The 12,464-nt window shown below is 66.8% G+C and carries 11 protein-coding genes and 1 tRNA gene; 6 read left to right on the forward strand and 6 right to left on the reverse strand.

The genetic code is table 11. The features are described 5' to 3' along the window. Together CLV77_RS04520 and CLV77_RS04525 are read left to right on the forward strand one after the other, a co-directional pair. A complete protein-coding gene (locus CLV77_RS04520; protein WP_076979070.1) occupies positions 1 to 576 on the forward strand; it encodes a PqiC family protein in 576 nt (191 codons plus the stop codon). Between the two features lie 139 nt (positions 577 to 715). Then, a tRNA-Phe gene (locus tag CLV77_RS04525) sits at positions 716 to 790 on the forward strand. A gap of 85 nt (positions 791 to 875) precedes the next feature. On the opposite strand, the gene CLV77_RS04530 is transcribed toward CLV77_RS04525, so the two are convergent. The 3 genes from CLV77_RS04530 to CLV77_RS04540 form a co-directional block, all read right to left on the reverse strand. Then, on the reverse strand, positions 876 to 1,781 hold the full coding sequence (locus CLV77_RS04530; protein WP_076979069.1) for a cation diffusion facilitator family transporter: 906 nt from the start codon (positions 1,779 to 1,781) through the stop codon (positions 876 to 878). A 117-nt stretch (positions 1,782 to 1,898) separates the two neighbouring features. Continuing rightward, positions 1,899 to 2,402: an acetyl-CoA carboxylase biotin carboxyl carrier protein gene (gene accB / locus CLV77_RS04535; protein ID WP_076979068.1), complete on the reverse strand. Its 504-nt coding sequence runs from the start codon at positions 2,400 to 2,402 to the stop codon at positions 1,899 to 1,901. Beyond that, on the reverse strand, positions 2,392 to 3,309 hold the full coding sequence (locus CLV77_RS04540; RefSeq protein ID WP_162781872.1) for an IclR family transcriptional regulator: 918 nt from the start codon (positions 3,307 to 3,309) through the stop codon (positions 2,392 to 2,394). Before CLV77_RS04540 ends, accB begins: the two co-directional genes overlap by 11 nt. 186 nt (positions 3,310 to 3,495) lie before the next feature. Between CLV77_RS04540 and CLV77_RS04545 the strand changes: the two genes are divergently transcribed. Together CLV77_RS04545 and CLV77_RS04550 are read left to right on the forward strand one after the other, a co-directional pair. After that, on the forward strand, positions 3,496 to 4,947 hold the full coding sequence (locus CLV77_RS04545; RefSeq protein WP_083707681.1) for an acetyl-CoA carboxylase biotin carboxylase subunit: 1,452 nt from the start codon (positions 3,496 to 3,498) through the stop codon (positions 4,945 to 4,947). Beyond that, positions 4,944 to 6,410, forward strand: coding sequence for a pyruvate carboxylase subunit B (locus CLV77_RS04550; RefSeq protein ID WP_076979067.1), 1,467 nt, complete (start codon positions 4,944 to 4,946; stop codon positions 6,408 to 6,410). Before CLV77_RS04545 ends, CLV77_RS04550 begins: the two co-directional genes overlap by 4 nt. Before the next feature lie 16 nt (positions 6,411 to 6,426). Here the strand turns inward: CLV77_RS04550 and CLV77_RS04555 are convergent, their stop codons facing one another. Then, positions 6,427 to 7,236, reverse strand: a complete 810-nt coding sequence (locus CLV77_RS04555; RefSeq protein ID WP_157802003.1) for an SDR family NAD(P)-dependent oxidoreductase — start codon at positions 7,234 to 7,236, stop codon at positions 6,427 to 6,429. A 150-nt stretch (positions 7,237 to 7,386) separates the two neighbouring features. Here CLV77_RS04555 and CLV77_RS04560 point away from each other — a divergent pair, with 150 nt between their 5' ends. Beyond that, positions 7,387 to 8,469 (forward strand): TAXI family TRAP transporter solute-binding subunit, encoded by a 1,083-nt coding sequence (locus CLV77_RS04560; RefSeq protein ID WP_076979066.1) that lies wholly within the window; start codon positions 7,387 to 7,389, stop codon positions 8,467 to 8,469. A 176-nt stretch (positions 8,470 to 8,645) separates the two neighbouring features. Beyond that, positions 8,646 to 10,556 (forward strand): TRAP transporter permease, encoded by a 1,911-nt coding sequence (locus CLV77_RS04565; protein WP_083707679.1) that lies wholly within the window; start codon positions 8,646 to 8,648, stop codon positions 10,554 to 10,556. Between the two features lie 172 nt (positions 10,557 to 10,728). On the opposite strand, the gene CLV77_RS04570 is transcribed toward CLV77_RS04565, so the two are convergent. Beyond that, positions 10,729 to 11,622 (reverse strand): dimethyl sulfoxide reductase anchor subunit family protein, encoded by an 894-nt coding sequence (locus tag CLV77_RS04570; RefSeq protein ID WP_076979064.1) that lies wholly within the window; start codon positions 11,620 to 11,622, stop codon positions 10,729 to 10,731. Between the two features lies 1 nt (position 11,623). Continuing rightward, a complete protein-coding gene (locus tag CLV77_RS04575) occupies positions 11,624 to 12,394 on the reverse strand; it encodes a 4Fe-4S dicluster domain-containing protein (protein ID WP_076979063.1) in 771 nt (256 codons plus the stop codon). Positions 12,395 to 12,464 lie beyond the last annotated feature (70 nt).

Below are 12,464 nucleotides of genomic sequence, written 5' to 3' on the forward strand. Positions count from 1 at the left end.
ATGATCCGACGCCACGTGTTTCTTGCCGTGCCAGCCTTGTCGGCCGTGGCGCTTCTGGCCGCCTGCTCCGGCTCGCCCGACCGCTACTCGGTCGAGGCCCCGACGGTCACCTCGCAACAGCGGATCGTCTTCCGCTCGGTCGAGATCCGGCAAGTGTCGCTGCCCAGCCATGCGGCTGCCGAGGAAATCTCGTTGCAGGAGCCGGGCGGCAAGGTCGTCGAGGAAGATGGCGCCCTGTGGTCCGACTCGCCCGAGCGCGCCATCGGCCTGGAGCTGTCACGCCACCTGACACGGATGACCGGCGCCCGGATCGCCCCCGATCCCTGGCCGTTCGAAGCCTATCCCGACGCAAGGCTCGAGGTGCGCTTTGCCGAGCTGGTGGCCAGCAAGGCCGGCGTGATGCGGGGCGAGGGGCAGTATTTCGTCAGCGCCACCAGCGGCGGGCGCGAACGCACGGGTCTTTTCGAACTGGCCGTGCCCTTCGACGCCAAGGGCGGTCCCCCCGCCGTTGCCGCCGCCCGCGGCCGGCTGATCCGCGACCTGGCCGAACTGCTGGCCCGCGAGGGGCTTCGCTGAGCCGGGGGCGGGAAAGGATCGGCCCGCAGGCGCGGGTTCGGGGGCGCGATGTGGCCCATGTCAAAATATCCCGCAATTGATTGCGCAGATCAGATTGACACCCCGCGCCGCTCGATTTAAGCACCACGCAGTGCAGTTGGCCGGGGTAGCTCAGGGGTAGAGCACGGCATTGAAAATGCTGGTGTCGGTGGTTCGATTCCGCCCCTCGGCACCACTGCACTTCTGAAAGGCCGTCCCTTCGGGGGCGGCTTTTTCCGTTTCGGGATCATGGGTTTGGCGAGAAAAGGTGACGGGCGGCCTCAGGCCTTCGCGCCGCTTGCGCGCACGGGCGCGCCGCTGCGCTTGAATTCACTGTCAGGCTCGACATGGATGGTGACACGGGCGTCGGCGATCCGCGCTTCCAGCGCGTCCTCGATCCGGTCGCAAAGCGCGTGGGCCTCGTCGACGCGCAGGTGGCCGGGCACCACCAGGTGAAACTCGATGAAGGTGGCGCTGCCGGCGTGGCGGGTGCGCAGGTCGTGGGTCTGCATCGCCCCGGCGGCGGAGGCGGCGATGATGGCGCGGATCTCGGCCAGGGTTTCCTCGGGGACGGCCTCGTCCATCAGGCCGCCCACCGAATCCCGGATCACGTGCCAGCCGTGCCAGAGGATGTTGATCCCCGCCAGGATCGCGATCAGCGGATCCAGCATGGTCCAGCCCGTCAGCACCACCAGCACCACCCCCGCGATCACCGCCAGGGACGAGACCACGTCGCTGCGCAGATGGTAGCCGTCCGCCGTCAGCGCGGGCGAGCATTCCTGCCGCCCCACCCGCAGAAGCTGGCGATACCAGATCCAGTTGAGCGCCCCTGCCAGCGCGTTCAGCGCAAGGCCCGCGACCGGCGCGGTCAAGGGGCGCGGATCCATCAGCGCGATGGCGGCGCTGCGAAAGATCAGGAGCGCGGCCAGCACGATCAGAACGCCTTCAAGAATGGCGCTCAGCAGCTCGGCCTTATGATGTCCGAAGGGGTGATTGCTGTCGGGGGGGCGGGCGGCCACCTGCACCGCGATCAGGGCCGCGATGGCGGTGGCGACGTTGACGATGCTTTCCATCGCGTCCGACAGCAGCGCGGTCGAGCCGGTCACCTGGTAGGCCGCGAATTTCAGGGCCAGCACCAACAGGCCGATCCCGACGCTGCCAAGGGCGTATGCGACTGTCCGGCTCAAGGGGGCACCTCCGCGCTTTCCGGGGCAGGGTAGGAAAGCGGGCCGCAGGGGGCAACCCCTTGATTTTCAGACGTTAATGCGACTTAGTTGCAATCGCGACGAGGCTTCTGCGGGGTCTCAGTCGGTGCGGATGACGAAGAGGGGCTGATCGAACTCGACCAGTTGACCATCCTCGGCCAGGACGGCGACGACGGTGCCGCCGCTCGCGGCCTCGATGGTGGTGAAAAGCTTCATCACCTCGACCATGCACAGGGGCGCACCGGCGGCGATGCGGCTGCCGACGGTGACGAAGGGCTCCTCGTCCGGGGAGGGGCGGGTGTAGAAAGTGCCCACCATGGGCGAGCAGACGGTGACCTCGCCCTCGGCGGCGCCGCGGGCGGCCGGCGCGTTGCTCTGTTGCGGGGCGGCAGGGGCTGCGGCGGGGGCCTGGCTGGTCCCCCCGGGTGCCGATTGGGCCTGTGCCTGGGCGTGGGTCGGGGCAGGGGCGCCCGACGGCGCGCCGGCGGCGCCGCCCCGCCGCACCACCAGCTTGGCCCCCTCAAGTTCCAGCACGACCTCGTCGCAGCTGCTGGAATCGATGATCTTCACGATATCCGCGACATCCTTGAAACTAAGCGTCATCAATCACTCCCAGTGTCCGATCGTCCGCATTGCGGCTGTAGGTGTCGGCAAAGCGCCGGGCCGCGTCGCGCATCCGGGGCACCATGCCCAGCATCTCGTTCAGGGTAACGCGGGCCTCGGGGGCCGAGACGGCAAGCCCGCCGTAACAGCGCCCGTCGGGGCCCACGATGGGCACCGCGACGCAGACCACGCCATGCATGAATTCCTGGTTGTCGGTGCCGATATCGTCCTGGCGGATACGCGCGATCGCCTGACGAAGGGCCTCCTTGTCGGTCAGCGTCTGGGCCGTGTAGGACGACAGCGGCATGACGTTCAGCATGGTCTCAAGCTCATGCTCGGACAGCTTGCTCAGCATCAGCTTGCCGATGGCGGTGCAATGGGCGGGCACGCGGCTGCCGGCCTCGAAGCGCAGGCCAAGGGGCCACTTGGCCTCGATCCGGTCGAGGTAGGTGACCTCGGCCCCGCTGAGCACGCCGTAGTTGCAGGTCTCGCCGGTCTGGGAGGCGATCTCCTGCAGGATGGCGCGGCGCATGGAACGCGGGGCGGAGGCGACCAGCGTGCGATGGGCCAGCGACACCAGGCTCGGCCCTTCGACAAAGCCGGCCTCGGACTGGTCACGCTCAAGAAAACCCATCTCGGCCAGAAGGTTGACCACCCGGTGGGCGGTCGGTTTGGTCAGGCCGGTGCGGCGGATGATCTCGGGGATGGATGTGGGGGCGGCGGAATCGGCGACGATCTCGAGTACCATGAAGGCCTTGCCCGTCACGCCAAGCTCGGCCAGGCGATCCTGGCGGTCGCCCGAGGGCGGCGGCGTCTCGGGCCGCTTGGGGGTTTCCAGCCGGGTGACGGTGCCATGCCCGCTGGGGGACCCCTCTTCGATGGCGGAACGGGTGGTCTTGGGTGCCATGGATACGCTTTCGTCTATCGGTCCTCTGGATGCGGAGGCGGCAGGCGTAACGCAGGCCATGTCGCGGTCGCGGGCCCATACTGCCCACTTGCCAAAGTGAAATCAATCGCATTATTGTAAAACGGAACGAAACGTCTTGTCTTTCAAGACGCGCTGTCTGCCTTGATCACGAGAGGGACGTCCCCGATGAACCTTGAGACCGGTTTCGACCGGGTTCTGATCGCCAACCGGGGCGAAATCGCCCTGCGGGCGGTCAGGGTCTGCCGCGCGCTTGGGCTGCAAACGGTGGCGGTGCATTCCGCCGCCGATGCCGCCCAGCCCCATGTCTTTGCCGCAGACCGGGCCGTCTGCGTCGGCCCCGCCGCGGCACAGCGCAGCTATCTCAACGCCGCGGCCCTGGTCCACGTCGCGCTGGAAACCGGTTGCGGCGCCATCTATCCGGGCTATGGGTTCCTGGCCGAAAATGCGGAGTTTGCAGAACTTTGCGCCGCAAACGGTCTGAAATTCATCGGCCCATCGGCCGAGGCCATTCGCACCATGGGCGACAAGTCCCGGGCGCGCGAAACCGCCGAGGGGCTGGGCGTGCCGGTGGTCCCGGGATCGCCCCGCGCCTACGACACCCTGGCCGAGGCCGAGGAGGCCGCCGCCGCGGTCGGCTATCCCATGCTGCTCAAGGCCCGGTCGGGCGGCGGCGGGCGCGGCATGCGCATCGTCGAGTCGGCCGACGGCTTCGCCCGCGCCTTCTCGGACGCCCACCGCGAGGCCGAGGCCGCCTTCGACGACGGCGCCATCTACCTGGAACGGTTCTTCGCCAAGGTCCGCCACATCGAGGTTCAGGTGCTGGGCGACGGTGCCGGCGGCTCGGTCGAGTTCGACGAGCGCGATTGCAGCGTCCAGCGGCGGCACCAGAAGCTGGTCGAGGAATCGCCCTCGCCGGTGGTGGGGGCCTCGTTGCGCCAGCGCCTGAAGGAAGCGGCGGGCAAGCTGACGCGCGGGATCCGGTACGAAGGGGCGGGAACGCTGGAATTCATCCTGGACCCGGCAACGCAGGAATTCTTCTTCATCGAGATGAACACCCGTATCCAGGTCGAGCATACCGTGACCGAGGAGCGGATCGGCCTCGATCTGATCGCGGCCCAGATCCGCATCGCGCGCGGCGAGGGGCTGGACGAGGCCGCCGCCGCGGCCGCCGGGCAGGGGCACGCCATCGAGTACCGCATCAACGCAGAGGACTGGCAGCGCGATTTCCAGCCCGCCCCGGGCGAGCTGACGGGCTGGCGTGTGCCGGCCGGGCCGGGCCTGCGCCTGGATGCGGCAAGCTGCCGGGGGCAGCGCGTCTCGCCCTTCTACGATTCGATGATCGCCAAGCTGATCGTCCATGGCGCCGACCGCGAACAGGCGATCGCGCGCTCGCGCGCCGCGCTGGCAGGGTTCGGGGTGGAAGGGGTGGCAACCACCATCGGCTTTCACCGGATGCTGCTGGAGCACGACGATTTTCTGGCCAACCGGGTCCACACCCGCTGGATCGAGACGGAACTGAACGCGCCCCCCGCTGCGCCAGAGGCTTCCGACGACGCCCCCGAAACCCCGGGCCGACCCGCCCCCGCCGCAACGCCCCAGGAGACAGAGCAGGCATGAGCACCCCATCGCGATCCGTCCGCTTCATCGACGTCACCCTGCGCGACGCCCACCAATGCCTTTGGGCCACGCGCATGACGACGGCGATGATGAAGGACATCGCCCCCCGCCTCGACCGGGCCGGGTTCGAGGCGATCGACCTGGTGGGCGGTGCGGTATTCGACGTCTGCGTCCGTTTCCTGCGCGAGGATCCGTGGGAACGGATGCGCATTCTCAACACTTGGGTGACCGAAACGCCGCTGATCATCCATACGCGGGGACAGAGCCTCTTTACCTTCGAGTTCTTCGCCGATGACGTGGTCGCCCTGTCGGCCGAGCGGTTCGCCGCCAACGGCATGCGCTATCACACGCCCTATGACCCGCTGAACGACACCCGCAACCTGGTGATCCCGATCCAGTCTGCCCGGTCCCATGGCATCCATACCGTCCCGGGCCTGGTCTATACCTGGAGCCCGGTCCACACCGACGAATACTATGCCCGCAAGGCGCGGGAGCTTGTCGCCATCGGCATCGACGGGCTGTTCATCAAGGATCCTTCCGGCCTTCTGACGCCCGAGCGCGCGGCGACGCTGGTGCCGGCGCTGAAGCAGGCGATCGGCGATCTGCCGTTGCAACTGCACTCTCACTGCCTGTCGGGGCTGGCGCCCTATGTCGCCCTGCAGGCGATCGAACACGGGGTCGAGGTGGTGCACACCGCGACCTCCACCCTGGCCAACGCGGCCTCGCACCCCTCGACCGAGAAGCTGGTCGAGAACTGCCGCAGGCGTGGCCATGACGCGCCGCTGGATCTTGAGGCGGTGCGCGAGGTGGCCGAGCGGCTGGACTACATCGCCCGCGTGGAGGGCAAGCCCACCGGCGCCCCGGTCGAATACGACGAGTTTCATTTCCATCACCAGGTGGCGGGGGGCATGATCTCGAACCTCAAGGTCCAGCTTGAGGGCGTGGGCTTGGCCGACCGCATCAACGAGGTGCTGGAAGAGGCCGGTCGCGTGCGCGCCGATCTTGGCTACCCCATCGTGGTCAGCCCTTTTGCACAATATATCGTCACCCAGGCGGTGCTGAACGTGACGGCGATGGACCAGGGGCGGCCGCGCTATGACTCCGTGCCCGACGAGATCCGGCTTTATGCCCGCGGCGGCTATGGAGAGATTGCCGGAACCATCGCCCCCGACCTCTATGACCGCATCACCCGGGGTGCCGAGCCGATCACCGAACGCCCCGGATCCCTGGTCTATCCCCAGCTTGAGCAGCTTCGGCGCAAGCGCGGGCCCTTCGCCTCCGACGACGATCTGCTGCTGGCGGCCTATTACGACGATGGCCAATACAGTGCCCTGAAGGCGGCGGGCCCCATCCAGACCGAGTACCGGATCATGGACACGCCCCTGAAGACGCTGATGAAGGAGATCGCGAACCGCCCCGACGTGCGCGCCTTCCACTATATCGAGAAGCCGCGCGGCGGCTGAACCGGGGCAGGGCACGTTAGACCAGCGTGCGACCGCCGTCCACGTGCAGAGTCTGGCCAGTGATGTAGCGCCCAGCGTCCGACAGCAACATCACCGCCGGACCGACCAGGTCCTCCGGCTCGCAAAAGCGGCCCGTGGGGATAAGGGCCAGCGCGGCCGTGCGCTGCTCGGGCGCGGCCAGCGCGTCCCGGGTCATCTGGGTCCGCACGAGGGAGGGGCCGATGGCGTTGACCCGCAGACCCTCTGCCGCCCATTCGCGGCCCAGCACGCGCACCATCTGCGACAGTGCCGCCTTGGAGGGGGAATAGGCGGCGTAACCGGGGTTCGCGACCATGCTCGAGACCGAGGAAAGGTGCAGGATCGCGCCCTGCCGCTTCGCGTCGATCATCCGCCGTGCGACCGCTTGGGAGAAGGCGAAGGCGCCGGTCACGTTGACCTCGAATGTCTGGCGCAGGGTGCCGGGGCTCATCTCGAGGCCCGGGCCGGTCTTCAGCACCCCGGCCGCGTTCAGTGCCCCGTCGGGCGGTCCCAGTGCCGCGCCCAGTGTATCGTAGGCCGCCGCAAGCGCCCCCGCGTCAGTAATATCCGCAGGGGCAGCACGGGCGCCGGGCAGGGCAGCGGTCAGATCATCCAGCGCCGGGCCCGGCAGGTCCATCAACCCCAGCCGCACGCCCCGGCGATGCAGTTCCTCTGCCAATGCGCGGCCCAGGCCGCCTGCGGCCCCGGCAACAAGGATGACCCTGCCGCGCAGGTCGAAAAGCGGATCAAAAGAACCCTCCGCCCCTTGGTCGGTGGGGCTTGGTGCGCCGTCCGTTGGCTGCGACATGGATGACCCTCTCCGGCTGGATGAAATTCTTGACTCTGAATTTGTCCGCAATACGATACGAAACGTATCATTTATATACGAGAGCGGTAAGCTCCACCTCATCCAGGACCGGAAAATAATCGGCCGGATATTTCAACCAGGGAGAATGAAATGTTTATCAAGAAGGCTTTGCGCGGTCTGACAGCCGCCACCGCCCTTGCCGTCGCGGGCCTTGGCGCCGCGGCGCCAAGCGCCAACTCGGCAGAGACGATCCCCGTCCTGCTGTGCCCCTTCGGCTGTGGTCCCATGGCCGGTGACACCATCCTGATGAACCAGATGATCAAGTCGGGTTCGGACGTGGTGCTGCTGCCGCAGGAAACGCCGGGCTACATGTATAACGTCCGCGAGATGGGCCAGAACGAGTCCAAGTGGAAGGACTTCATCTTCAAGACCGAGGATACGCTGATCCAGCTGGCCTATGTCGGCGGCAGCCCCGAGATGAAGGAATTCCTGCCCGAGCCGGTGACCATTCCCTGGAAGCTGCTTTATGGCGAGGCATGGTGGGGGCAGGGCAAGTTCTTCGCCACCTTCGATTGCGACCTCAAGACCATCGGCGACCTGAAGGGCAAGCGCATCTCGCTTGGTCTGCGGGGACAATCCGATTGGGGCGTCTTCTCGCGCCTGCTGCTCGAGCATGTCTTCGACGTGACCCCCGAGAACTCGGACGTGCGCCACCTGTCGCCCGCCCAGCTGACCCAACAGCTCATCGACGGGGCGACCGACGCCTCGGTCACCCCGATCGGCGCAGAACCGACGCTGACCAAGTTCATCATCCCCGGGCCGGTCCGCCAGCTTGAGGCGACGGGCAAGAAGATCTGCTACCTCGGCGTGACCAAGGATGACATCAAGACCCTGAACGACAAGTTCAACACCACCTTCCTCTACGTGGAGCTTCCCCCCAACACACTGCCCAGCCAGACCGAGCCGCTGGGCATCGGCGTTGATCGGGGCTTTGCCGCCGTTCACCCCTCCTTCGACGAGGAGAAGGCCTACAAGGTGGTCAAGGCCATCGCGGGGCTTGGCGAGCAGATGACCGAGCTGCACGCCCTGTGGAAGATCTGGTCGCCCGAGCTGATGACCTGTGGCCTGTCCGAGGAGAACACCCACCCCGGTGCCATCCGCGCCTACAAGGAACTGGGCTGGTGGGACAAGACCAAGGACTGCGAGCCGATGTCCTACCCCGACAAGGGCTGATCCGGCACCTTCGGGGCCGCGTTCACGGACTGGGATCGGGGCCCCGCGAGGGGTTCCGGTCGCGGCACGGGGCGGCGGGTGGATAAGACACGCCCGCCCCCCCAATCCATAACAGGCCCGTATCAGGGCAGGGGCACCCGCCCGCGGTGCCACGCTTTTTCCCATTCAGGTGGCTCATGACTTTATGGAACATCACGCGCAGGACCGTGGACATCGCCTTCCTGGCGGTCGGCGGGCTGCTGACGGTCTACATCGCCTTCTCGGCGTTCGGCTTCGTGCGCAACTCGTCGGAGCATTATTCCAACTTCATCCTCGGCGTGGTGGTGATGTCCGGCCTGCTGGCCGTGCGCAACCTGTGCGACGAACGCATCGCCGGTGCGGTGCGGCCCATGTTCTGGCCGCGCCTGGCCTTTGCCGCCGCCTCGCTGATCGTGGCGACGCTGGCGATGGGATACGTGCGCCTCAACGCGGTGGCGCTTGAGACGACACAGCCCTTCTTCTCGGATACCGACATGATCGTCGGCTGGATGATGATGTTCTCGATCCTGGCGCTGACCCTGATCCATTGGGGCCTGCTGCTGACCAGCATCATCGCCATCTCGATCGTCTATTTCTTCTTCGGCTACCAGATCGACAACCCGCTGTTCCAGACCCCGCGCTACGACACCGGGTTCATCATGAACTACATCGGGCTGGGCACGAACCAGGGGTTCTACTATCTGGCGCAGGTGGCCGCCGACTCGGTCTATTTCCTGATCATCTACGCCGCGATCCTGCTGGGGATCGGGATGCTGGACATGGTGCTCGAGGTCGGCAAGCTGACCGGGCGCAAGGTGCCGGGCGGCGCCGCTGGTCCTGCGATCATCGGATCGGGCATCGTGGCCTCAATCATGGGGCAGGCGGTGTCCAACGTGGTGCTGACCGGTCGGCTGACGATCCCGATGATGAAGAAGTTCGGCTATTCCGGCACGATGGCGGGCTCGATCGAGGCGACGGCCTCGACCGCGGGACAGATCATGCCGCCGGTGATGGGGCTTGCGGCCTTCATCATCGCCTCGTTCCTGAACCTGCCCTACATCGACGTGGCGCTGTCGGGGATGTACCCCGGCCTTCTCTACCTGACGGGGGTGACCATCGCGGTCATCGTCTATGCCAACCGCAACCGGCTGCCCAAGCTGGTGGCCAAGGTCGACACCGCGATCATCTACCGGCTGACGCCGACCTTCGTCATTTCCTTCGGCGTGGTGCTGTGGCTGCTGCTTGGCTACCGCTCTCCGGCGATTGCGGGGCTTGCGGGGATCGTGCTGGCGCTGGTCCTGTGCCTCTTCCAGGGCAGGTATCGCCCGACGCTTGCCAAGCTTTACGAGGCGATCGAAGAGGGGCTGACCCTGGTCGCGATCCTGTCGCTGCTGCTGGTGGCGGTGGGGCCGCTGGGCCAGATCATGCTGACCACCAACCTCTCGGGGCGGCTGGGCATCATGCTGATCCAGTATCTGCCCGACAGCCAGATCCTGATGCTGCTGGGCGCGATGGCGGTGTCGCTGGTGCTGGGCATGGGGCTGCCGACGCCGGTGGCCTACATCATCGTCGCACTGGCACTGGTGCCCTTCATGCAGCAGATCGGCATTCCGCCGCTTCAGGCGCATTTCTTCGTCTTTTACTTCGCGGTCTTCTCGACCCTGACGCCGCCGGTGGCGGTCAGCGTCCTGGCGGCGGCCAAGCTGGCGGATGCCTCGTTCCTGGGGACGGCGAAGGATTCCATGAAGATCGCGCTGACCACCTTCGTCATCCCCTTCGCCTTCGTCTACTCGCCCGAGCTGATGACCTTCCCGTCCTTCAGTTGGGCGGTGATCCCCGCGATCGCCGAGGTGCTTTATATCCAGTGGGCGCTGTCGACGGCCTCCTACGGATACCTCTTCCGGCATCTGTCGGGGCTGGAGCGGCTGGGCTTCGCTGTGGCGTCCCTGGCGGCCTTCGTGGGCATGACCGTCGATCCGGTGTGGACCTGGGTCTCGCTGGGCGTCTTCATCCTGCTGGCGGTGCTGGCCTGGGCGACACGCGGCCAGGGCAAGGTCGCGACGTCCTGAGGGGCGTCAGTTGAGCGCAAACCAACGGCGGGGGTCGCGCAGGCGGCCCCCGCTTTTCGTTTCGGCGGCGTGGTCTTGGGTGAGGGGAGGGTCGGGGCGCTACTTGGCCCCCGTCCCGCGCGGGCTGTGCCGGCGGGATGGGTCAGGCGTTCAGTAGACCTTCAGGTAGATCTCAGGCGGCGATCCCGGCCGGGTCGCGGCGCCCGTAGTAGAGGCCCACCACATGCTCGGCCTGGGCGAAGAACAGCCAGCGCAGAACGAACGCCCCCGCCACGTGGGACAGCACAGCCCCCAGCGCGATGAAATGGTTGAATGGCAGCAGCAACAGCACCACCGGCAGGACCGAAAACAGCCCCAGCCCGATCAGCCGAAGCTTGGCCACATGGCGCCGGGCGACGGTGAAGACCATCTCGCGCGTGAGGTAGTTCGAGCCTGTGTGCGGCGGCTCGAAAAGGCGCACGAAGCCGGGGCGGCCAAGACCCGTCGCGCTGGAAACCGTGTGGCCGCGCGCGGCGAAACGGCGGTCGCCCGCGTGCCAGGCCCAGATCTGGAAAAGGCCGGTTGCGATCAGCAGGACGATGGCCAGCGTGACCTGCCCGGCCAACAGGGCGCCACCCGATAGCGCGCTGAGCAGGAAAAGCGCCGGCGTGTGCCAGTGGTTCCACCGCGGCACCGTGCGCAGCTGGGTGTAGATCATCGAGGTGGCGCCGACCGTGATCAGCGACAGAACCGCCCCCAACCAGCCAAGCGGCAGGATGTCGGTGTCGAAGAACACCACCAGCCCGCCCCAGGCGCCCATGACAAGCAGCGTCGCCACCGAGGCCCAGCCCTCGCGGGACAGCCAAGAGCTGCGCCACTGGGTGAAGGATTTCAGCGCCCGCTCGGGGTGGCCCAGGTGAAAGGTCGAGGCCAGAAGCCCCCCGACCGCCAGCACGTAGGCGATCACCAGAAACCAGAAGGCTGTCCAGCCCGAAACCGGCGGCATGTCCAGCCCCAGAAAGAACAGCAGGCCAAAGCCCAGGCCGGACAGGACCGTGAAGAGGATGATTGAAGGTGCGGGATGCATGTCAGAGCCTTTCGAGTGCCTTGTCGAGCCAGCCGAAGAAACCCTTGGGCTCTTCGGCCACCGGGGCCAGGAAGGGGGCCAGCACGTCGATCTGGGTGTCGTCGTCTTCCTCGGCGACCCAGGCGTCGCGGGGGCGGGGGGGCAGGTATTGGTTGACGGGCTTGGTGCCCTGCTCGGGCATCAGGTCAAAGCCGCCACGCTCGGCCACCAGTTTCGACACGTCGCTCTCCGCATCGCCCAGATCGCCGAAATGCCGCGCGCCGGCGGGGCAGGTGCGCACGCAGGCAGGCACTTGATCCACCTCGGGCAGGTTGTCGTTGTAGATCCGGTCGACGCAGAGGGTGCATTTCTTCATCACCTTCTCAACCGGGTCCATCTCGCGCGCGCCATAGGGGCAGGCCCAGGCGCAGAGGCCGCAGCCGATGCAGTCGCTTTCGTTGACCAGCACGATCCCGTCCTCGACCCGCTTGTAGCTGGCCCCGGTGGGACAGACGGTGACGCAGGGCGCGTCCTCACAATGCAGGCAGGACTTGGGGAAATGCACGGTCTGGGCCGGGCCGACCTCGGGTGTCACCTCATAGGAATGGATGCGGTTCAGGAAAGATCCCACCGGCTCGGCGCCATAGGCGTCCTTGTCGGCCAAGGGCGCGCCGTAGTTCTCGGTGTTCCAGCCCTTGCAGGCCACGACGCAGGCATGACAGCCAACACAGGTGTCGAGGTCGATCACCAGACCCATCTTCTTGAGCGAGGGTTGAGAGGGGAGGGAGGTCACATTGCACCTCTTGGGTTCGTATTTCTGACAGGCCCGGCGCCGGGGCGCGGGGCATTTTTCCGGGAAATGC

This window comes from Brevirhabdus pacifica (assembly GCF_002797755.1).
Lineage (GTDB): Bacteria > Pseudomonadota > Alphaproteobacteria > Rhodobacterales > Rhodobacteraceae > Brevirhabdus > Brevirhabdus pacifica.